This window comes from Nostoc sp. 'Peltigera membranacea cyanobiont' 210A (assembly GCF_002246015.1).
Taxonomy (GTDB): Bacteria; Cyanobacteriota; Cyanobacteriia; order Cyanobacteriales; family Nostocaceae; genus Nostoc.
Map to the genome: position 1 here is coordinate 564,591 of NZ_NOLJ01000003.1, position 19,794 is coordinate 584,384.

The following is a 19,794-nucleotide window of genomic DNA, read 5'->3' on the forward strand; positions in this document are numbered from 1 at the left end:
AACTTTCAGCTTATTCATTGCTATTTTTGAATTGACGTTGCAATTGTTTTAGCGATTGATACATATCTGGCAGACGACCATAAACAGCACATACCTTGAGATATAGTTTGTAAGGCAGGGCTGGAGTTCCGCAGACAACTTCTCCTGGTGCAACATCGCTGTGAATTCCAGTTTGAGCAGATGTCATCGACCCATCTCCCATCTTCACTTGATTGACTATTCCTGTTTGTCCAGCTAAAATAACGCGATTTCCCAGTTTAACACCTCCGGCCATGCCAACCTGACCTGCGATCGCACAGCCAGAACCGATTTGGCAACCATGACCTATTTGCACTAAGCTATCAATTACTGTATTGCGACCGACCCGTGTTTCTCCCACTGCTGGGCGGTCAATACCAGTGTTACAGCCAACTTCTACACCATCTTCTAAGACTGTATAGCCTGATTGTTCCATTTTGAACCAACCAGTACGGGTGGGAACAAAACCAAAGCCTTCTGCACCAATGACAGCACCACTGTGAATGACGCAATCTGCACCGATACGGGTGCGTTCGTGGATGGTACAGTTGGCGTGTAAGGTGGTGCGATCGCCTATTTTGGCATCTGGATAAATCACTACATTGGGATGAATGATTGCACCATTACCAATTTCTACCCCTTGTTGAATCACAGCATGGGGGCCAATATAAACATCACTACCAACTTTTGCGGTGGAGTGAATCACAGCGGTGGGATGAATTTCTGGGGTAGGGCGATATGGTTGATAAAAAAGTGCGATCGCTTTGGCAAACAATAATCGCGGATCTGGGGTTGCTAGCCAGACAATACCCTTCTCTTGTGCAAGCGCCTGTAATTTTTCGTCCTGGGGCAAAATTAAAGCACTAGCATTGGTATTGCCGACAAAAGATTTAAATTTTGCACTTTCTAGGTAAGCGATCGTACCGTTGGTAGCTTCATCAATGGCTGCTACCCCTGTAATTTCTGGGTCTTGGTCTGGGTTACTAGTCAGGCTATGATTGGTAGCCGCGTCACCAAATTGACGGAGGATTTCGCTGAATTTCATTGTTGGGTGTGTTCAAAATTGATCTACAATCGCAAGATAATTTTCCCTCTTTATGCTCCAATAGAATAATTTTGTAGATGCGTAGTGATAAAACAATCAGACTGTTCCTAGCTTCGCTTCAGGTTGGATTACTTTACTGACATTCTTCGGTTGATGGCTCTCGTGAGCTTACTTTCACTGAATCTTGTCTCAGTAGCGTCTTGAGGCGTTGATTATCTTCTGCGGCGATCGTTTCACCGTAGTGATGAAGTTGAAAAAGCTGGCAATAACGGTTTTGTTTGGCGCAAATCAAGCAGCCATAGGCATGATTACCGTTAGTACCGCATAGCCGATGTCCCATTACCGGGCCGAGAGAAATATTTTGCTCGCTAGCAACAGTGCTGAGAATTGAGCGCACTTTTGACTCGAACTCCAATGACAAGTATTGCTTACGTCCTGGTTGTGTGCGATCCCATTCGGGAACGATTAATTCCTGTTTTAACAGACTCGCTTCAATCTCTTCAGACATCACAAGCCCAGATAGAATAACGTGACGGGAAACATGAGGCAATAATGTCCGTGCTAATTGCCACATTAAGGCTTCATCAAACCACTCTTCAACCAGTGGACGCAGATACCAACAACAGGGAATGCCAAGGTTTACTAAATCTTGTAACAACTGTACCCGACTCTGAATTGAGGCTTGCTCATAGCCTGGTTTCAAGGGTGGTAGACTGACAAAAACAGTGACTCGAAGTGAATGAGGTCGCTCTAGAGTTGTTTTGAGGCGCTCTAGAAAAGATTGACCAGGATGGACTTTGGTGGTGATGTAGACTATATTGGCAGCCTTGCGGTCAATCAGTGCATCCAGAATTGATAGTACGCGTTCTCGATGGGCTGGAATAAAAGGGTCAGAGTAATCGCACAGTGAAATCGGAAAGCCCTTTTGTCCCTCCTGAGTAGCAAAAATGTGGTCTAGCAAAAGATCGAGCAGGTCAACTGGAGATGAGACATCCTGAAAGTTTTGTGGATAATGATGCCATTCACGGTCTTGATGACAGACACAATAGGCACATTCAATCGGGCAACGATTTTGGACATTTGGCAGAAATGGATTGAGGCTGAAGTATTTTACAGCCCGCTCCTCATCAGGAACACCAAGCACTGGAAAGCCATGCAGCATATACTGGCTTCCCTGCAACGTAATTTCAGACGCAGCATTTTTATCAGTATTCATATATTTTTTATGAAAAAAGTGATACACCCGCAAAAATTTGTCTTCTCTAGGGTGGCTGGTGTGAATATAGAGTGGCAAGGTGGGAAATGCTGGAGGATTAGTATTAATTTTGATAAGTAAATATAGTTAAGTAGCGATCGCTTATTCTTAAAGAACTGGTAAATGAGTTTGGGTTAACACGGAGAAAAATCTCCGCGTCTTTGTGTCACTCCAAATCCATAAATTTTGGATCGGCAGACTATTCGTGGCTAATCGCCATTGCTATCCCTGCTAAATACCCGGTTGTCCAAGCACTTTGGAAGTTAAACCCACCGGTAACGCCATCAATATCTAAGATTTCTCCGGCAAAATAAAGGCCAGGAACTAACCGACTTTCCATCGTCTTAAAGTTTACTTCTTTGAGCTTGACGCCGCCACAGGTAACAAATTCTTCTTTGAAGGCTCCTTTACCGTTGATTAAATATTGTCCCTGAGTAAGTTCTTGCACTAGTTGATTTAAGGTTTTACTAGATATTTCTGCCCAACGGTCTTCTGTGGTAATGCCTGCACGGGCAATGATATATTGCCAGAGACGATGGGGTAGATCGACGCCGCGATGCAATGCGATCGCTTTCTTTCCCCATTCATCTTTAACTGCTAAAACTTTTTCTCGCACTTGTTCTTGGTGCAAATTAGGCAGCCAATTAATCAATAATGTGGCTTGATAGTGGCTTTCGTGCAGAACTCTCGCACCCCAAGCAGAAAGCTTCAAAACAGCCGGGCCACTCAAACCCCAGTGAGTAATTAGTAATGGCCCAGTTTGTTGCAATTGGGATTTTCCGCCCGCAGATAACCGCAATTGGGCAGGATTAACGCTAACTCCAGCCAATTCCCGCAATTTTTGATCGACAATGTTGAAGGTAAATAACGAGGGTACTGGCGGTTCAATTTGATGACCTAACTCTCGAACAATTTTATAACCCGCAAGGCTGCTACCAGTTGCTAGAAGTAGGCGATCGCATTTAATTGTCTCTCCCGATTTCAGAAGAATATCAAAACTTCCATCTGCTGCGGTTCTCACCGAAGTTACGTGTGTACCGATACGGAGTTTTACCCCAGATTTCGCCACCGCTTTAATTAGACATTCCACAATGGTTTCTGAAGTATTGGTGACAGGAAACATCCGGCCATCAGCTTCCGTTTTGAGATAGACTCCACCAGCAGCAAACCAAGCTACTGTATCTTGAGGCCCAAACCGAGTCAAAGCACCCCGCAAAGCTTTTGCACCTCTGGGGTAATTTTGCACCAATTCCTCCGGTTCAAAGCAAGCGTGAGTTACGTTGCAGCGTCCGCCACCAGAAATTAGCACTTTCGCTAGGGGTTGACGACTAGCTTCGAGTAAAGTAACTTGGGCATCAGGATTGGCTTTAGCACAAGCGATCGCGCCAAAAAATCCTGCTGCCCCACCCCCAATAACTACAATTTGTAACGGTAACAATTTCAAAAATGTCTCTTTTACAGCACCTACTTTCTAGGCTAGCTGTTATTTTCACTCTTCATCAGGTTCAAAGTCGGCTTTTGTCGCACCGCAAGTTGGACATGACCAATCTTCTGGTATATCTTCAAAGGCTGTTCCCGGTGCTATGTCGCTATCTGGATCGCCTTCTGCTGGGTCATATATATAGCCACAAACAGTACATTTATACTTTGCCATGTTCCTTTTCCCTCGTAAATTGTTGGCATTGCTTCCCTATTAAATACTTTTGGCAGTGGTCAAAATAGGCAAGCTACAATTCTTAAACGAGACTACGGTATGAAAATCAAACCGTTTCGCAAAGTCATTAGTCAAATGACTAAAAACGCCACCATGTCCTTTGGGCGTAACTGATAATTCCGATCGCGATCGCCCCAAGTAGCAGTAGCCAAATAATTCCACCTGGGATAAAAGTGAGAATACCAATACCTCTCAGTACCCAGACGGCAACGCTAATGCCGAGAAGTGTACCAAAAATCTGGATTAATTTACGATTTAAAGAAGATTGACTCACCTAATTTTCCTCTCAACTCAACAGACATTACACTTGATATTGATAATTAAAATATGAAGTTACGATGAAGTTGCAGTTTCATCAGAAATAACACGTAAAAACCGAGAGATACTATCCAAACGTTAAGGTAAGCTACTTGATGTTAGATCGTGTTTGTGCCATTCTAGCTGTTAACAACCCAGTTATTCATCTACAAGTATTACTTTGAGAAAACTCACTGAAGTATTAATTATGTTAATTGTGATAAGAAACACAGTTTTTACAGTAAATTAACTGAAATGATGAGCAAAAAATCATCCTTTCCGGAAAAGATAAGTATTAAACTGGAACTAATTTAATAATGGGTTGGATCTAAATCAAGTTTTATGGCTTGTAGTTTCAACTTTATTTAGGTGGATGAGTTGAGGAGTAACTTAATCATTATGTCTGCGTCTTATATATCAGATTCAATTATTGCAGGTTCAGATATGGCTTGGAGTCAAGACAAGCAAAAGTTGCTGCTACAGGGTGAAATTTTGCTAGAAACGCGATCGCACAAGATGTCGGGTGGCGCGGTGACAGCCTGGATGTATTTGCCGATGGTGCGATCGCACGTTTGGCAGCAATTAACTGATTATCCGCGCTGGGTGCAATATTTTCCCGATATCACCAAGAGTGAGGTAGTACATAAAGGTGAAGTCAAACGTCTGTATCAAGCAGCACAAAAAGCTTTCTTCTTTTTCACAGCTCAAGTAGAAATTTACCTCAATGTTGTAGAAGTGCTGGGGCAGCAAATCCAATTTCGCATGGTAAAAGGGACTTTTGAGGACTTTAACGCCAATTTAGAACTACAAGATTGTGGTAATGGCACAATACTTGCTTATACTGTGCAAGCGACACCTCTAATTCCGATTCCATCTATTTTTATTCAACAAGCGATGAATTTAGAGTTGCCTGCAAATATGCGTAAAATGCGACAAGTTATGTGTAAGACTCAATCAAAAGTTTAGGCATTACTGATTGGATTTTCACTCACTTTACCTATAGATAATTCAAAAACCCGCTCTCTGTCAGAAAACGGGTTTTTGGGTGTGATTTATCAGATGTAATTATCCGGTAAAAACTTCAACTGGTAAACGGCTAAACGACAACCTTTCATTTTGCACATCTACAAAGATGGTGTTGCCGTCGTTGAATTCGCCGCGCAAGATGGATTTAGCAATTTGAGTTTCTAACTCTCGCTGAATCGCCCGCTTCAGTGGACGCGCCCCATATACTGGGTCGTACCCTACTTCTGCTAAAAAGTCAAGGGCAGAATCCGATAGTTTGAGAGATATTTTGCGATCGCTCAATCTTTGCCGCAATCTTTCCACTTGCAGTAGCACAATATGCCGCAATTCCTTCTTATCTAAACCGTGGAAGATGATGATTTCATCAATCCGGTTCAGGAACTCTGGACGGAAGCTATTTCGCATTGCTTCCATGACTCGGCGACGCATTTCATCGTAGTGGCTATTATCCCCAGCGATATCAAGAATGTACTGCGAACCGATGTTGCTAGTCATGATGATAATAGCGTTCTTGAAGTCCACCTTATGACCTTGGGCATCAGTGACGCGACCATCATCGAGAATTTGCAAGAAGATATTGAAGACATCGGGGTGTGCTTTCTCGATTTCGTCGAAGAGAATCACTGAGTAAGGACGGCGACGAATCGCTTCTGTAAGTTGTCCGCCTTCTTCATAACCCACGTATCCTGGAGGCGCACCGATTAAGCGAGAGACGGCGTGTTTTTCCATGTACTCAGACATATCGATTCGCACTAGCGCATCTTCGCTATCGAACATATACGCCGCCAGCGCTTTCGCCAATTCGGTTTTACCCACACCTGTCGGCCCAAGGAAAACAAAGCTAGCAATGGGACGATTAGGATCGGCTAATCCAGCGCGCGATCGCTGAATTGCATCGGCTACAGCTGTGACTGCTTCTTCTTGTCCAACTACGCGGCGGTGCAGTTCATCTTCTAAATGCAGCAGTTTTTCTTTCTCTGATTCCACCAACTTACTGATGGGAATTCCTGTCCATTTAGAAATAATTTCAGCAATATCAGCTTCTGTGACTTCTTCTCGTAATAGTGATTTACCACTCCTTTGAGCGTTTGCCAATTCAGATTCTACTGTTTCCAATTGACGATGCAAACTAGTTAAATTGCCGTATTTCAACTCAGCAGCGCGGTTAAGGTCGTAGTCGCGTTCTGCTTGCTGAATCTCTAAATTAACCCGTTCAATCTCTTTTTTCACAGACTGAATTTTGTCAATGATATCTTTTTCAGACTGCCATTGAGTATTCAGGGTTTTTTGTTCTTCTTTGAGATCGGCAATTTCTTTTTCCAGTCTTCCTAGACGTTCGCGAGAAGCGGCATCGCTTTCCTTTTGTAGCGAAAGCTTCTCCATTTCCAATTGCAGAATCTTGCGGTCAATTTCGTCGAGTTCTTCTGGTTTGGAGGTAATCTCCATTTTTAATCTCGCGGCGGCTTCGTCTACCAAGTCAATTGCCTTATCTGGTAAGAAGCGATCGCTAATATATCGACTCGACAATACGGCTGCTGCAACTAAAGCACTATCAGAAATCTTCACCCCGTGGTGGTTTTCATAACGTTCTCTCAACCCGCGTAAAATCGAAATACTATCTTCTACACTGGGTTGATCGACATAAACTTGCTGGAAGCGTCTTTCTAATGCAGCATCTTTTTCGATATATTTGCGGTATTCATCCAGGGTTGTTGCCCCAATACAGCGCAATTCGCCCCGCGCCAACATCGGTTTTAATAAGTTACCCGCATCCATCGCGCCTTGAGTTGCACCAGCGCCGACAACGGTGTGAATTTCATCAATAAATAAAACAATATTGCCGCCAGATTCAGTAACTTCCTTTAATACTGCTTTTAGGCGTTCTTCAAATTCACCCCGGAATTTTGCCCCTGCAATCAAAGCACCCATATCTAAAGCGATTAGCTTACGGTCTTTCAGGGATTGAGGTACATCACCTGCAATAATCCGCTGTGCTAATCCTTCAGCGATCGCAGTTTTACCAACACCTGGTTCACCAATTAGCACAGGATTATTCTTGGTGCGGCGAGACAGAATTTGGACAGTCCGACGAATCTCATCATCTCGCCCAATCACTGGATCGAGTTGACCTTTACGCGCGGCTTCGGTGAGGTCACGCCCGTATTTTTCCAGTGCTTCGTATTTGCCTTCTGGATTTTGATCGGTCACTTTTTGGCTCCCACGAACTTGTTTAATAATATTTTTGAGTTTGCCTTCGTCTAAAGCAAACTCTTGGAATAAAGCTTTGCCAAAGCGGTCATCTTTAGCGTAAGCCAGCAATAAGTGTTCAATTGAAATATATTCGTCTTGAAACTCTTTGCGATATCCGTCTGCTCGATCTAGAAGTGTATCTAAGCTGCGTCCCAAGTATACAGAACTGCTAGTACCAGATACTTTCGGCTGACGTTGAAAAAATTGCTCAGTGCGATCGCGCAGTTTTTGAAGGTTAACACCCGCTTTTGTGAGAATCCCAGTTGCTAGACCATCTTGTTCTAGCAGCGCTTTCATCAGGTGTTCGCTTTCAATTTGCTGTTGTTGATATTGTTTAACAATATCGGGAGTATGGGCGATCGCTTCCCAGGCTTTTTCTGTAAATTGGTTAGGATTAGTAGGTTGCATAGGCTTTTTCAGGAACGTAAAGGTGTAATGGCTTGTCGCAGGCTACCACCAGAACACCAAGTAAAGAAAATTTCTGCTCTCAATAGATATATAGATATTGTATGAACAGGATAGCGATCGCCTAGATCGGTGTTCACGTCTTGTAAAAGTCGTATTTTCCCGTAGCTCCGATTTTCCTATGTGCGATTCTTTTTCATTGCACAACAACCGGAGTAGGTCATGGAACCCACATTCTATACTTTAAGTTGAAGTGTGGAATGTGGGTTTCAATTACCTGCCTGCGGAATGTCAGTAGATGCACTCTTGTGTGCGATGGCGCAAGCGTCCACGTAGGCGATCGCATTAGTCGGGTTTATTCCAGTGAGCGTTTAGGAGTCGGTACAGAGGTTTTTGGAGTCGCCCTGGAAGCTGAATCGTGCTTACTTGACGGCGCTGAAGGAGAAAGTGTTGCGTGTGCTGAGTTGGAAACTAGCAGCTAATGTAACAAGGGAATAATGCAACAATGCTGGAAATCAATGTTCGTGCCAGTAATCCGAAAACTTTTGCGGTGCTTTGGCGATGTCTACACCCGCAGAAAAATCTAATTTTGAAAATTAAATTGCATATTTGCATATTTAATAAAAAAACTACTGAATATTCCTTTAGATAGAGGTTTTTTCAACGTCTACTTACTTAAAGAGGAAAAATAATGAATCAATTCAAATATTCCAAGAAGATTTTTGGCGTTATTGCTGTTTTATTCGTAATTTGTGCAACTTTCTTTCCTAGAATGGCAATTGCAGATTCACTGACTGCGCCTATAAAGTCAGATTGTACAGTTGTAGGTGAGCTAAGAATAATACCAGATCCAAAAGACCCCAATGAAATCGATGTTCTACCACCGACTGTGATAAGCTATTCCACATTTAAGTTGCAATAGTAATATTACCCTTATTCTTAATTTTTCTTCCCCATTTAATAATTAATTCTCCTTGATTTAACAGCTTATCAAGTAAATTTTTTAGTTCATCGACTGATTTAAATAACCTGTGGGCTACATATTCTTTAGCTGAATGCCATACCAATTCTACTAAATTCATATCTGGGCTATATGCCGGCAGAAAATATAGTTGAATGTTTGGCAACTCTTTCTCAATTGCCTCTATAATTACTTTCTTTTTATGGTAACTAGCGTTATCCAGAATAATTAAAATTACTGGGCCATTCTCGGAAAAATTAGATTCTAGATTTCCTGCTAAAACCCATTCTTTTTTCACAAATTCATTTAATTTTTTTAACTGCGCATAAAAAATTTCACCATTCCCTTTCTCAATGAAATAACACATTCTCTTGCTGTCGTGATATCTTACTCCTCCCATTATATTTACACGCCCGCGACTCCTCTGACCTGTTACTTTTTTACTCGAACCTTTTTTGCTCCAATTTTTACGTCTAATTACCCTGAGACTAAAACCACTCTCATCCCAAAACCAGACTTGTAACCTTTCAGGGCAAGACTTTGAAGCTTCTAGATATCCAAGCAGTTTTTCTTTAAAGACCTCTCTTTTTATCGGATCTTGCTTATCCTCTAGACTGTATTTTGCCCAAAGGTAAGCATACTTTTTTTGCTTTAATATTCTCCTGACTTGTTCTCCGCTTAACTTAATATCAGTTCTTTTGTCTAAATATGTAGCTAATCTTGCTGTTGTCCATCGTCCAAATTCATAGCCTAATTCACTTGGTTCTTTGTCAATAACTTCCATTAATAATTCAATATATTCATTTGTTGCTTTCTGGTAATTTCCTTTTCTCCTGCCATCTTTTAGACTTTCTAAATTGTCTGGATCACCATGAACACACCAATATGCTACACTTCTACATGAACAGCCTAAAAATTCACTTATCTCCTGATAAGTTTTTCCATCATTCATCAGAAGTAACATCAATATTCTCTGTATAAATTGAGAGCGATCGCTATCTTTTAAAGCTTTTTGTAAATTGTCTTTTTGAGATTGAGCTAGAAACCCTTTAGCAGGCATGATAACGCTATAGACACGGATATATCTATTTTACCATTTATGCAATTTAAATGTGGAACAGCTTACCACAAGCTCTGAGGGTTGAAAGAGCTATTATAAAGTTGCCTGAGGGTGTAACTGGGGTTGTTAAAAGCCTTGAGATCAGCAAAGTCGATGATGAAGGCAATAAAACAGTCATTTATGGCTGTTCTAATTTAAAAGTTAAGAATGGTACGGATTTAAATGTATCTTGCGGAGGGCCATCTTACCTACCATCGAACCAGTCCTTGCAATATAATGCAACTATTGCAGACTTTAAGCGAGGGACTAAGTTTGCCATTACGCTGGTAGCATCACAGTCTAAACAACTAGATTTGCAGTAAATATACGCCTGTTACACCAAAAAACCTATTTGGTGTAACAGGTAAAACTGCTTAGTACAAAAATGTTTGCTCCTTCCTAGCCGAAACTAAAAAAGACGGGCGTACCCCCTTAATTTTAAGCGGAGCCAACTGTATGGTATACACTGCCCGTAATTAGCTCTAATATCCCCGGTTGAACAACTGAAGCATTCCAGTCGTGGGTAGAAAACAGTTTAGTTATATGTTTTATCAAGAATCGTATACTTGATTTCGTATACGATTCTTTATTAAGTCAACACGATTAAATGACTAGCTCGCTTACTTAATTTTGATACAACTCCTATTTATTTCTGGCTAAGACTGTAGCTTTCCCCGGAACTCAGTTCTAATAAATTTGGTGTAGCAATAAACCCAAAGTAAATGGCGATCGCAGCAGTAATACCATGAAGCAAAATATCATTGAATTCACAAGCAGCCATCAAAGAAACGCTCAAAGCTTTTTCGATTAATATTGATGACATTCTAGAGATGCTTATTAAACAAAATTATTCATAAGAAATAGATTTAGAGCAGTCCAAATTATATTTAAAAGATGTGAAATGGTCAAGTAGATATTTCATAAGGTCAATTACACTTAATCGCATTGAAAACAGCTTACCCCCGAAAGCTAAAGCTTACTATTTTTTTCTTAGAATGTATGGGTAACTGTCTTAACAATATCTATAGAGACATGGTGATAAACAAAATTACTCCTTCATAAGCAGGAATCTAAATGCGTAAGTAAGCATGACGTATTAAAGTTCTTCTACCTTGCCTCCACTATTTTCCTCCTACCCCACACAGAGTTAACATAATCTCAGGTCGCATAGCGGATGCTGAAAATGATTGACCCCTACGACTTTGAAGATGATGACTTTGATTTGGAGGATGAGGATTTCTTGAAAATAAAACCCATCAGCCAAATGACTGAAGGGGAAAAGCTACAGCGATTTAAGCGGTTCTTCGACAGCAGCAGCCGTGCTATGTTGCAAGACTGTCTATTTCGCATCGTCAATTACGAAGATGGTACAGGCACGTTAGAAATTCTTTGCCCTAATGAAGTTGTAAGACAACGCCTTTCCAAGAAAAAGCGCAAAATTACCAACAACATCAACACTTGCTGGAGCCATATCAGATGGTTTTCGCTATGTGTCCAGCAAGATAATGAGTTGCATTGCCAGAAGTTTACCCGTAATGGCGATTTGGTGACATCTTAATTGGGTATTGGAAATTTGGGATAAAGAAAGTGTTTTCCCAATTACAAGTGACGAATAACAAATGACTAAAAAACAAAAATTTCCTTACCTAGTTGGTTCTAAATGGACAGCACAGCGAAAAGTTGATGGCTGGCGGCACTTCCAAGTTGTCAATCGTAAAAATCAGGCTAAGTGGGTTTACGCCGAAATGGTTGCTTCTTGCGATCCTAAAGTCCGTTTTTGGATAAATGCCAAATTATTACAAGATAACTCCCAGTGGCAAGCTGGCTGGCAAACATTACAAGAAATCCAGGAAATTGAAACTGAGGTGTCCTAATTACCTTCAATACATAGACTGAAATAAATTAGGACTTACGCACACTCTACGTTTCTTATCTTACTCTTAGCCCACGCAGGTGGGCTAAATTTGTATAGCAACAAATCCTATTCGCTCGGCTTAGACTTAGAAAATATTTGCAAAATTAATAATATTTTACAAAATCACAGTCACTCACTCTCAAGCAGCAATTAGATGGTTGTGACTACCGACTGAAAACTGACAATTTATCTGCGATACTTTTCGGTGAGCTACGCTAACGCAAATTCCAGTAGTATTTCCAGCATCAGGCTGCATATACCTCTCTTTCCCCTTGACTCTGTGCCTCAACGCCTTGAAAACACGTTGTAAAAACATCAGCTAATTCTATGAAAAGCATTCAAAAAAGCAGATTTCAGATTTTTGTATTTTGTAACTCTTTTTATAAAAATAAGTAATAAAAATTGTTTAATGGCTCTTTTGAGAGCTTTTAAGGTCTTTAAGGTTCATAAAAATCTAAATAGACATAATTAAGCTTTAATTCATCTGATAAGACCGTTTTACAGATTAGGAGCCACTTTCTTTTCTAGGTAATTTGCCCAATAATGACATCAACAGACCTCACGCATCGCCATCTCAGGAAAGGTGAAGGCAAATGTTTGAGCCACAAGTTTGACAAGAAGCTATAAGAGGGAAACAACAGTGAAACTAGCAGTCTACGGAAAAGGTGGTATCGGTAAATCCACAACTAGCTGTAATATATCCGTCGCCCTAGCTAAACGTGGCAAAAAAGTGCTGCAAATTGGTTGCGACCCTAAACATGACAGTACCTTTACCCTGACTGGGTTTTTGATTCCCACAATTATCGACACCCTCCAAGAAAAGGACTATCACTACGAAGATGTCTGGCCGGAAGATGTAATTTATAAAGGCTACGGCGGTGTGGATTGCGTAGAAGCTGGTGGCCCACCTGCGGGTGCTGGATGCGGTGGATACGTAGTCGGTGAAACCGTAAAATTACTTAAGGAACTCAACGCCTTTGATGAGTACGATGTAATTCTCTTTGACGTTCTGGGTGACGTAGTTTGCGGTGGTTTTGCAGCACCACTCAACTATGCAGATTACTGCCTGATCGTTACAGACAACGGCTTTGATGCTTTATTTGCTGCCAATCGGATCGCTGCTTCAGTCCGCGAAAAAGCAAGAACTCACCCACTGCGTTTAGCAGGGTTAATTGGCAATCGCACCTCCAAGCGCGACTTGATTGAAAAATATATAGAAGCAGTGCCCATGCCAGTTCTAGAAGTTTTACCTTTAATTGAAGATATCCGTGTTTCCCGTGTGAAAGGTAAGACTTTGTTTGAAATGGCAGAGCAAGATCCTTCCCTAGACTACGTTTGCGACTACTATCTCAACATAGCCGACCAAATTCTAGCGCGCCCTGAAGGTGTTGTACCTAATGACACACCAGATCGGGAGTTGTTCTCTTTGTTATCCGATTTTTATCTAAATCCGGGTAAACCCCAGGTTCCTAATTCAGAAGAGGAACTAGACTTGATGATTGTATAAATCACCAAGTTCTCAGGATGGGGGACAATAACATGGCATTCTTTAACAGCTTTACGGATTCAATAAAGCAAAAGTGGTTGCAATTTTTCCAGAATAATCGAGACTGGATTACCCTCCACATGGAAGTGGAATCGGTGTACACCCCTGATGGCGGGAAGCGACCACCTTCCTACCTCATCCTGGGAGTTCTTAACGCCCTAGAGCCAAAACTAGCGCAGTTAATGCTGCCCTTTGCCAAACTCAATCCTGACGCCGATACCCTAATTGAGGTGCTGGATTTGCATTTTGACCCAGATTTAGCTCTCGGTAATCGCTTCGTCATCAACCCAGATGTAGAGAAATACGTAGAAGAAGCAGCATCTGTCATTGATGAAAAGCCTGAAGATGAAACATTGACACACGCTCATACAAATGGCTTTGCAGCGGTGGCGGTAGTTGAAGAGTTCACAATGGTGGATTCTGAAGATGAAAGCCTGGGAATCAGCGAGTTGGAAGAAACGGAAAATGGCTTTGGCGATATTTCCTTAACCAACGGACACAACTCAATAGATGAGTCTTTCCAAAGCTCTAGTTTAGAAGCAGATGAGTTTGGGGAAATTGCCTTCGATACAACAGCTGCAACGGAAGTAAAGCTGGATGAAGACGAAGACGAGGGGCTTGGAGATATTCCGCTAGATGAGAATGCGTTTAAAGACGTGTTATCAGATGTCTGGGGTGATGAAACAGCTTTACAAAAGGCTGAAGAAAATAACGATTTTTTGGGGGAAGAACTGCCAGCAGGCGTTTTTGATGAATCAGAAATTGCCCGCCTCTTCCCCAACGCTTAATTATTGCCGTTCTTCGCAATTTTAAGGTTTAGATTTGGGGTTTTGGATGAGGAATTAGGGAAATTGTCGTTAGACAGCGGATACTTTTGTTGTCCCAGCCTTCAATCCAAAATTATCAATCGTTCGACTGAGCGTTCGCGTAGCGTCTCGGAGAGAAGCCGAAGTCTAAAATCTGAAATTGGTTGAACTGCCATTAAATATCAAGGGGAGAAAAAACCAAAATGACTGTCGCTCAACAACCAGAAGCTTTAAGCTTTGAATGTGAAACCGGAAATTACCATACCTTTTGCCCAATTAGCTGCGTGGCGTGGTTATACCAAAAAATTGAAGATAGCTTCTTTTTGGTGATTGGGACAAAAACTTGTGGCTACTTCCTGCAAAACGCGATGGGGGTGATGATTTTTGCTGAACCCCGCTATGCAATGGCAGAGTTGGAAGAAGGCGATATTTCGGCACAGCTGAGTGATTATGAAGAGTTAAAACGGTTGTGCTTGCAGATTAAACGCGATCGCAATCCTAGTGTAATTGTCTGGATTGGTACTTGCACAACCGAAATTATCAAAACAGATTTAGAAGGTTTGGCACCGAAGCTGGAATCTGAAATCGGGATTCCCATCGTTGTAGCGCGGGCAAATGGTCTAGATTACGCCTTCACCCAAGGGGAAGACACGGTATTGGCAGCAATGGCTAACCGTTGCCCTGACAAGTCTCCGGTGGCGGAAACAGAGAAGAGTGAACGCAATGCGATCGCTAAATTGCTAAACTTCGGTAAGAAGAAAGAAGATGTCGCCCAAGATGAATCTGAATACGTGGATCATCCACCCTTAGTTCTCTTTGGCTCCCTTCCCGACCCCGTAGTTACTCAGTTAACCTTGGAACTGAAGAAACAAGGCATCAAAGTTTCCGGCTGGCTACCCGCGAAGCGCTTCACAGAACTGCCAGTACTGGAAGAAGGGTATTATGTCGCCGGTGTCAACCCCTTCCTCAGCCGCACAGCTACCACCTTAATGCGCCGCCGCAAGTGTAAACTTATTGGCGCACCCTTCCCCATTGGCCCCGATGGCACCCGCGCTTGGATTGAGAAAATCTGCTCAGTGTTCGGTATTACTCCCAAGGGTTTGGATGAACGGGAAGCACAAATCTGGGCAGGTTTGGAAGATTACGTGAAACTGATTCGCGGTAAATCTGTATTCTTCATGGGTGATAACTTGCTGGAAGTTTCCCAAGCAAGATTCTTAATCCGTTGTGGGATGACAGTTCACGAAATCGGCATTCCCTACATGGATAAGCGCTATCAAGCTGCTGAGTTGGCATTGCTGGAGAAAACTTGCCAGGAAATGAATTCACCCCTACCAAGGATTGTGGAGAAGCCGGATAATTACAATCAACTTCAACGGATTTATGCGTTGAAACCAGATTTGGTAATTACTGGTATGGCTCACGCTAATCCGTTGGAAGCACGGGGTATTAATACAAAATGGTCTGTGGAGTTCACTTTTGCTCAAATTCACGGCTTTACGAATGCGCGTGACATGTTAGAGTTGGTGACTCGTCCGTTGCGTCGGAATAATAATTTGAAAGATTTGGGTTGGGATAAGTTGGTGAGAGAAGAAGCGAAGATTTAAGATTTGGGTTTGGATTTAGCAACAGCATAATAGTATGTTAGGGGCGAACTTTTGGGTTCGTCCTTTTTTTTTACGAACCGCAGAGGCGCAGAGAACACAGAGGAATAAAGGATGTTTTAAAAGTGGTTGGCTGTAATTTTAGGCACTTCTAGATCCCCCCTAGCCCCCCTTAAAAAGGGGGGAACCGGAATCAAAGTCCCCCTTTTTAAGGGGGATTTAGGGGGATCTAAAACGTTTTGCTACCGACGAGAGGACTTTTAAAACATCCTCTTAGAGAAAACTGGCAACTGGCAAGACAAAATAATCCCTTAGAAAAAATTCAACCATTAGAGTGAATTATGCTTAAAGACATTATAGAAATTATTCCTCACGATAACTATCAACTCTATTTGAAGTTTGAAGACGGAAAAGAAGGTATTGTTGATGTTAACCAGTTAATCGAATTTACAGGAATTTTTGCACCTTTAAAAGATTTAACCTATTTTAAAACTGTTAAAATTAACGCTGAATGGGGAACAATTCACTGGGATAATGGCGCAGATTTAGACCCAGATGTTCTTTATTCTGTGGTTACTAAGCAACCTATTCCCACATATAGAAACCTGGAAGAATATGAAAAAAGTTGGAGTTAAAACAGAAAAAATTCCAGAAGTCGGTGATTTATTAAAGCCTAGTAAATTTTTTTCCTTAACTAAATTAGATAATGTAGCAGGTTGTTTAAAATATCAAGGAAAACCTAAAACCCTTGAGGATATGGATAATGCAATTCGCCAAGGCGTAGAGGAATCGTGATTTAAAAGTAGAAAACTGGCTCAAACCTGATTAAAAAAGCTAACAAGTTTCTATTCCCTAACTCCAGAACTCAGCATGACTCAAAAAACCTATCAACTCCCCCTAACCTTCGAGCAAATTCTTAATCTTGTCCTACAACTTCCCGCACAAGAACAAGAACAACTTATTCAAGAAATAAAGAAAACCTCTTCAAATAATAAAGATGAAGATTTACTTAGTGTTTTTGACAGAATCGGCAGAAATGCTCAAGCCAAAGGATTAACCGAAGAAACTCTAGAAGAATTACTCGCCGATGAATCATAAACTAATTGTCATTGACACAAATGTTTTACTTAGTGCTGCTCTAAGTCCTAATGGAACAGCCCGTAAAGCTTTAGATAAAGTCTATAAAAAATTCAAAATTGCTCAAAGCGATGAAACTTATCAAGAATTAAACACACGAATTTATAAACGTAAGTTCGATAAATATATCTCAGATGAAGACCGACAAGATTTTTTGGATATAGTTAAAAAATACAGTCAATTTATAGAAATAAAATCTCAAATAAACACCTGTAGAGATCCAGATGAAAACAACTTTTTAGAACTTGCTAAAGATGCCAATGCAAAATTTTTAATCACAGGATATCAAGACCTTTTATCACTCAAGACCCTAGCCGAATATCAAAACCAGATTATTACTCCCAGAGACTTTCTTCACCTTGATTAATTCATCTTTAATCCTGTAATTAGTTCAGATGGAAGACTGTAACTCTAAAGGTTTGGACGGAATTATATACATTAATTCTGCACCGTCTGGTTTAATTTCTGTAGACGGAGTTAATTTAAGCCAGTCATGAAAGCTGATTCCTAATTGGGAAATTGCTTGCAATTCTGTTTGGTAAGATTTAAAACGGCAATGGGTTTCTATCATAGATTCTACCGCTTCTATAACTTTAGGAAGACGTTTATCTGCTTCCTGTTTTAAATCCTTATGATCTGGGCCGAACCAACCTCCTTGAACTTCATCACGAGTTAAAACTGCTGGTGGAAGTGAATCTACCCATTTATATGTAGAATATAACTCTTCTCCCATTTTAAATAAGTTCTCACGTTGCATATCAAAAACTGCATTTTCATCTAAATTGGGGTTACTCCACTGGTAAATTCGTGTTAGCCTACGCAAATCTATCTGACCTTTGTAACAAGGTTGTAAGTATGCTGCTGGGTTAGAAGTGAGTACAATGTCAATATATTTTTTAATACGTGAACGGAGAACTTTTGCTCCTTCTTGAAAGCGGCGAAGTGCTGTATCATGTTCTTCTAATTCTAAATAGCAACGTGCTTCAGCTAGGTAAGCTAAAGATAAAGTTAGCAGATATTCATCAATAATTTGGCTTTTTTGCTCAATTTCGATATCGGTGTATTCAGCATAAATATGCTCTGCTTCTAAAAAACGGTTAATAGCTTGTAGGGCGCTGTTTCTACGATTCTCAGTTTTGGTCATTGTAAAAGCATTATTTGCTAATTCGATTGCAGCACGAAAATTTGCATAGAAACTAAGGTCTATTTTACGATTAATGTTATTTAACACTTTTTGTGCTTGTTGTAAGCGTTGTTCTAATTCCTTAAGTCGTTGTGCTATTACAATAAAGCCTATAACTGAGACACCCAGGTTAAGTATACTGACTGCACTAGTTACCTGCACACTTCGCCCAAGTTCCCCTAACTGATTTACAGTAGAATTATTTGGTATCTGCTCCCGTAACCAGGTAACAATATGTTTGCTTCCTACTTCTCTAATTACACCTCCAACTCGTTCAAGAGTTCCATCTTTTAGTCCTTTGACAATCCAATCAGCAAGCATAAAGGTTACTGTCACTGGTAAACTCATAATCTTTTCCTAATTACTAAAATATTTACACCTTACTCAGTATTCCCACATTGATGTGTTGTCTAACAATTCAGCTAATACTGATGTGAGTTCTATTCTGTCTAATAGCGATCGCTCTTTTTAACCAGAGGATGCAGAGCGATCGCAGATACAATCATAAGTAAAAGGTAAACTTGTAGAAAATGGCTGAAATTGACCGCGCTATCACTGAACTAGCTATCGAGTCATTACCAGATGAGAAGGTTTTGGCTCTGTGCGATATGCAGATGGAAACTCAGCAGCAAGAAGTTTTCAGTGACTTGCTAGCGCGTCACCAAAAGGGACAGCTTAATGATGCAGAAGTTCATCAACTAGATGAACTCATGCAGGTCTATCGACGTGGCTTGGTAAGTAAAGCAAGAGCCTTAAAAGTCGCTGTTGAACGCGGCTTGAAACCAGCCCTTAATTAATAGCAAAATCTGTATATTTACGCACGGATGGCAACTGAAAACCTAAAACAATATCTTCTTTTTGGACACCTAATTCAACCAACTCATTAGCAATACCTACTTCTGTTCCATCTTGCTGAATCCAGATTTTCTCGTTAATAATATCTAGATGGAGAACAGGCCCATATATGCGGTCTTGCTCGCGCCAACCTACATAAACTAATTGATAATGATCGTGTTCTGTATCAAAAATTGTCTGTGCTTGAATGCGATTATCCCAAACAATACTCGCGTGTTGTTGAAGCAAGTCCTTAATATATTGTCGATATTCGTCTAGCTTTGCCATTGGTCTATCGCCTCCTGTTCAATATTATAAATTAGTAAACAGAGCTGATTACTTTGAATGACAGATTGGATAAATGGAAGTATAAAAAACTCGTTGTAAACAGTACTAGGAACCGCTAAATATAAAGTACGATTAGCTTCTTGTTTTTGTAAAGCAATTCGGTAAATGATAAATTGTCCTAATGCAGCATAAAGTTCTGTGATTTTTGACGGACTTAGAAAACTTTTAATTTCAACAGCTATTTTTTGTCCTTGTTTTTCGGCTGCAATAACTTTTTCTGCTCCTAAATCAACATATAATTCAAGGGTTCCTGCCTGGAGAGCATAAGGATCGTGAGTGATTAACCAGCCATCTTTCTCAAGTGCTGTTTTGACAACTGTATGAAAGGCATCTTTAGCAGACACAGGTTTA

Annotated in this window: 25 protein-coding genes and 1 pseudogene; 14 read left to right on the top strand and 12 right to left on the bottom strand. The window is 40.9% G+C overall.

All coding sequences use genetic code 11. The features are described from left to right. Nucleotides 1-10 precede the first annotated feature (10 nt). The 5 genes from lpxD to CDG76_RS11725 form a co-directional block, all read right to left on the bottom strand. Nucleotides 11-1,063 (bottom strand): UDP-3-O-(3-hydroxymyristoyl)glucosamine N-acyltransferase, encoded by a 1,053-nt coding sequence (gene lpxD / locus CDG76_RS11705; RefSeq protein WP_094349176.1) that lies wholly within the window; start codon nt 1,061-1,063, stop codon nt 11-13. 133 nt (nt 1,064-1,196) lie between these two features. Then, nucleotides 1,197-2,279 (bottom strand): hypothetical protein, encoded by a 1,083-nt coding sequence (locus CDG76_RS11710; protein ID WP_094349177.1) that lies wholly within the window; start codon nt 2,277-2,279, stop codon nt 1,197-1,199. Nucleotides 2,280-2,517: 238 nt separating this feature from the next. Next, the gene (locus CDG76_RS11715) at nt 2,518-3,756 is read right to left on the bottom strand and encodes an NAD(P)/FAD-dependent oxidoreductase (protein ID WP_094349407.1); all 1,239 of its coding nucleotides are present in this window, start codon (nt 3,754-3,756) and stop codon (nt 2,518-2,520) included. Between the two features lie 51 nt (nt 3,757-3,807). After that, the gene (gene rd, locus CDG76_RS11720) at nt 3,808-3,972 is read right to left on the bottom strand and encodes a rubredoxin (protein ID WP_094349178.1); all 165 of its coding nucleotides are present in this window, start codon (nt 3,970-3,972) and stop codon (nt 3,808-3,810) included. A 139-nt stretch (nt 3,973-4,111) separates the two neighbouring features. Then, the gene (locus CDG76_RS11725) at nt 4,112-4,306 is read right to left on the bottom strand and encodes a hypothetical protein (RefSeq protein WP_094349179.1); all 195 of its coding nucleotides are present in this window, start codon (nt 4,304-4,306) and stop codon (nt 4,112-4,114) included. Nucleotides 4,307-4,728: 422 nt separating this feature from the next. Between CDG76_RS11725 and CDG76_RS11730 the strand changes: the two genes are divergently transcribed. After that, nucleotides 4,729-5,295, top strand: a complete 567-nt coding sequence (locus CDG76_RS11730) for an SRPBCC family protein (protein ID WP_094349180.1) — start codon at nt 4,729-4,731, stop codon at nt 5,293-5,295. A gap of 99 nt (nt 5,296-5,394) precedes the next feature. Here CDG76_RS11730 and clpB read toward each other — a convergent pair whose 3' ends face one another. Further along, complete coding sequence (clpB, locus tag CDG76_RS11735) at nt 5,395-8,013, bottom strand: ATP-dependent chaperone ClpB (RefSeq protein WP_094349181.1); 2,619 nt, start codon at nt 8,011-8,013, stop codon at nt 5,395-5,397. A gap of 8 nt (nt 8,014-8,021) precedes the next feature. Then, a complete protein-coding gene (locus CDG76_RS39055) occupies nt 8,022-8,150 on the bottom strand; it encodes a hypothetical protein (RefSeq protein ID WP_262984322.1) in 129 nt (42 codons plus the stop codon). Between the two features lie 120 nt (nt 8,151-8,270). Here CDG76_RS39055 and CDG76_RS11740 point away from each other — a divergent pair, with 120 nt between their 5' ends. Beyond that, complete coding sequence (locus CDG76_RS11740) at nt 8,271-8,492, top strand: hypothetical protein (protein ID WP_094349182.1); 222 nt, start codon at nt 8,271-8,273, stop codon at nt 8,490-8,492. A 209-nt stretch (nt 8,493-8,701) separates the two neighbouring features. After that, nucleotides 8,702-8,932: a hypothetical protein gene (locus CDG76_RS11745; protein ID WP_094349183.1), complete on the top strand. Its 231-nt coding sequence runs from the start codon at nt 8,702-8,704 to the stop codon at nt 8,930-8,932. Here the strand turns inward: CDG76_RS11745 and CDG76_RS11750 are convergent. Further along, the gene (locus CDG76_RS11750) at nt 8,919-10,031 is read right to left on the bottom strand and encodes an IS630 family transposase (RefSeq protein ID WP_094347467.1); all 1,113 of its coding nucleotides are present in this window, start codon (nt 10,029-10,031) and stop codon (nt 8,919-8,921) included. The two genes, CDG76_RS11745 and CDG76_RS11750, sit on opposite strands and share 14 nt — an antisense overlap. Nucleotides 10,032-10,081: 50 nt before the next feature. Between CDG76_RS11750 and CDG76_RS11755 the strand changes: the two genes are divergently transcribed. After that, entirely contained in the window at nt 10,082-10,393 is a 312-nt protein-coding gene (locus tag CDG76_RS11755) for a hypothetical protein (protein ID WP_094349184.1), read from the top strand. A gap of 323 nt (nt 10,394-10,716) precedes the next feature. Here the strand turns inward: CDG76_RS11755 and CDG76_RS37260 are convergent, their stop codons facing one another. Further along, entirely contained in the window at nt 10,717-10,893 is a 177-nt protein-coding gene (locus CDG76_RS37260; RefSeq protein WP_190240824.1) for a hypothetical protein, read from the bottom strand. Nucleotides 10,894-11,244: 351 nt separating this feature from the next. Between CDG76_RS37260 and CDG76_RS11760 the strand changes: the two genes are divergently transcribed. From CDG76_RS11760 to CDG76_RS11800, 9 genes and pseudogenes are all read left to right on the top strand, one after another. Continuing rightward, the gene (locus tag CDG76_RS11760) at nt 11,245-11,628 is read left to right on the top strand and encodes a hypothetical protein (RefSeq protein ID WP_223265215.1); all 384 of its coding nucleotides are present in this window, start codon (nt 11,245-11,247) and stop codon (nt 11,626-11,628) included. 61 nt (nt 11,629-11,689) lie between these two features. After that, a complete protein-coding gene (locus CDG76_RS11765) occupies nt 11,690-11,944 on the top strand; it encodes a TIGR02450 family Trp-rich protein (protein WP_012410754.1) in 255 nt (84 codons plus the stop codon). Between the two features lie 681 nt (nt 11,945-12,625). After that, nucleotides 12,626-13,492, top strand: coding sequence for a ferredoxin:protochlorophyllide reductase (ATP-dependent) iron-sulfur ATP-binding protein (gene bchL / locus CDG76_RS11770; RefSeq protein WP_012410753.1), 867 nt, complete (start codon nt 12,626-12,628; stop codon nt 13,490-13,492). Between the two features lie 32 nt (nt 13,493-13,524). Next, nucleotides 13,525-14,319, top strand: a complete 795-nt coding sequence (locus CDG76_RS11775) for a DUF5331 domain-containing protein (RefSeq protein WP_094349186.1) — start codon at nt 13,525-13,527, stop codon at nt 14,317-14,319. A 221-nt stretch (nt 14,320-14,540) separates the two neighbouring features. Then, nucleotides 14,541-15,944: a ferredoxin:protochlorophyllide reductase (ATP-dependent) subunit N gene (locus CDG76_RS11780; protein ID WP_094349187.1), complete on the top strand. Its 1,404-nt coding sequence runs from the start codon at nt 14,541-14,543 to the stop codon at nt 15,942-15,944. Nucleotides 15,945-16,282: 338 nt separating this feature from the next. Next, nucleotides 16,283-16,576 (top strand): DUF2442 domain-containing protein, encoded by a 294-nt coding sequence (locus CDG76_RS11785; RefSeq protein ID WP_094349188.1) that lies wholly within the window; start codon nt 16,283-16,285, stop codon nt 16,574-16,576. A gap of 22 nt (nt 16,577-16,598) precedes the next feature. Continuing rightward, a pseudogene (locus CDG76_RS11790) lies at nt 16,599-16,736 on the top strand (AbrB/MazE/SpoVT family DNA-binding domain-containing protein); the annotation flags it as partial. Nucleotides 16,737-16,811: 75 nt separating this feature from the next. Further along, complete coding sequence (locus tag CDG76_RS11795) at nt 16,812-17,039, top strand: hypothetical protein (protein WP_094328416.1); 228 nt, start codon at nt 16,812-16,814, stop codon at nt 17,037-17,039. Further along, complete coding sequence (locus CDG76_RS11800; protein ID WP_094349189.1) at nt 17,029-17,445, top strand: putative toxin-antitoxin system toxin component, PIN family; 417 nt, start codon at nt 17,029-17,031, stop codon at nt 17,443-17,445. The genes CDG76_RS11795 and CDG76_RS11800 overlap by 11 nt, the downstream gene beginning before the upstream one ends. A 24-nt stretch (nt 17,446-17,469) precedes the next feature. Here the strand turns inward: CDG76_RS11800 and CDG76_RS11805 are convergent, their stop codons facing one another. Further along, nucleotides 17,470-18,609 (bottom strand): hypothetical protein, encoded by a 1,140-nt coding sequence (locus tag CDG76_RS11805; protein ID WP_094349190.1) that lies wholly within the window; start codon nt 18,607-18,609, stop codon nt 17,470-17,472. Between the two features lie 182 nt (nt 18,610-18,791). Between CDG76_RS11805 and CDG76_RS11810 the strand changes: the two genes are divergently transcribed. Beyond that, entirely contained in the window at nt 18,792-19,058 is a 267-nt protein-coding gene (locus CDG76_RS11810) for a hypothetical protein (protein ID WP_223265216.1), read from the top strand. On the opposite strand, the gene CDG76_RS11815 is transcribed toward CDG76_RS11810, so the two are convergent. Together CDG76_RS11815 and CDG76_RS11820 are read right to left on the bottom strand one after the other, a co-directional pair. Next, nucleotides 19,051-19,383: a XisI protein gene (locus CDG76_RS11815; RefSeq protein WP_094349191.1), complete on the bottom strand. Its 333-nt coding sequence runs from the start codon at nt 19,381-19,383 to the stop codon at nt 19,051-19,053. The two genes, CDG76_RS11810 and CDG76_RS11815, sit on opposite strands and share 8 nt — an antisense overlap. Then, a complete protein-coding gene (locus tag CDG76_RS11820) occupies nt 19,371-19,787 on the bottom strand; it encodes an element excision factor XisH family protein (protein WP_094349192.1) in 417 nt (138 codons plus the stop codon). The genes CDG76_RS11815 and CDG76_RS11820 overlap by 13 nt, the downstream gene beginning before the upstream one ends. Nucleotides 19,788-19,794: the final 7 nt, after the last annotated feature.

Bases quoted from the DNA above. Each gene is read 5' to 3' on its own strand.
- lpxD (WP_094349176.1), bottom strand. From the start codon at position 1,063: ATGAAATTCAGCGAAATCCTCCGTCAATTTGGTGACGCGGCTACCAAT.
- CDG76_RS11710 (WP_094349177.1), bottom strand. From the start codon at position 2,279: ATGAATACTGATAAAAATGCTGCGTCTGAAATTACGTTGCAGGGAAGC.
- rd (WP_094349178.1), bottom strand. From the start codon at position 3,972: ATGGCAAAGTATAAATGTACTGTTTGTGGCTATATATATGACCCAGCA.
- CDG76_RS11730 (WP_094349180.1), top strand. From the start codon at position 4,729: ATGTCTGCGTCTTATATATCAGATTCAATTATTGCAGGTTCAGATATG.
- clpB (WP_094349181.1), bottom strand. From the start codon at position 8,013: ATGCAACCTACTAATCCTAACCAATTTACAGAAAAAGCCTGGGAAGCG.
- CDG76_RS11740 (WP_094349182.1), top strand. From the start codon at position 8,271: ATGTGGGTTTCAATTACCTGCCTGCGGAATGTCAGTAGATGCACTCTT.
- CDG76_RS11745 (WP_094349183.1), top strand. From the start codon at position 8,702: ATGAATCAATTCAAATATTCCAAGAAGATTTTTGGCGTTATTGCTGTT.
- CDG76_RS11750 (WP_094347467.1), bottom strand. From the start codon at position 10,031: ATGCCTGCTAAAGGGTTTCTAGCTCAATCTCAAAAAGACAATTTACAA.
- CDG76_RS11755 (WP_094349184.1), top strand. From the start codon at position 10,082: ATGTGGAACAGCTTACCACAAGCTCTGAGGGTTGAAAGAGCTATTATA.
- CDG76_RS37260 (WP_190240824.1), bottom strand. From the start codon at position 10,893: ATGTCATCAATATTAATCGAAAAAGCTTTGAGCGTTTCTTTGATGGCT.
- CDG76_RS11760 (WP_223265215.1), top strand. From the start codon at position 11,245: ATGCTGAAAATGATTGACCCCTACGACTTTGAAGATGATGACTTTGAT.
- CDG76_RS11765 (WP_012410754.1), top strand. From the start codon at position 11,690: ATGACTAAAAAACAAAAATTTCCTTACCTAGTTGGTTCTAAATGGACA.
- CDG76_RS11775 (WP_094349186.1), top strand. From the start codon at position 13,525: ATGGCATTCTTTAACAGCTTTACGGATTCAATAAAGCAAAAGTGGTTG.
- CDG76_RS11780 (WP_094349187.1), top strand. From the start codon at position 14,541: ATGACTGTCGCTCAACAACCAGAAGCTTTAAGCTTTGAATGTGAAACC.
- CDG76_RS11785 (WP_094349188.1), top strand. From the start codon at position 16,283: ATGCTTAAAGACATTATAGAAATTATTCCTCACGATAACTATCAACTC.
- CDG76_RS11795 (WP_094328416.1), top strand. From the start codon at position 16,812: ATGACTCAAAAAACCTATCAACTCCCCCTAACCTTCGAGCAAATTCTT.
- CDG76_RS11800 (WP_094349189.1), top strand. From the start codon at position 17,029: ATGAATCATAAACTAATTGTCATTGACACAAATGTTTTACTTAGTGCT.
- CDG76_RS11805 (WP_094349190.1), bottom strand. From the start codon at position 18,609: ATGAGTTTACCAGTGACAGTAACCTTTATGCTTGCTGATTGGATTGTC.
- CDG76_RS11810 (WP_223265216.1), top strand. From the start codon at position 18,792: ATGGCTGAAATTGACCGCGCTATCACTGAACTAGCTATCGAGTCATTA.
- CDG76_RS11815 (WP_094349191.1), bottom strand. From the start codon at position 19,383: ATGGCAAAGCTAGACGAATATCGACAATATATTAAGGACTTGCTTCAA.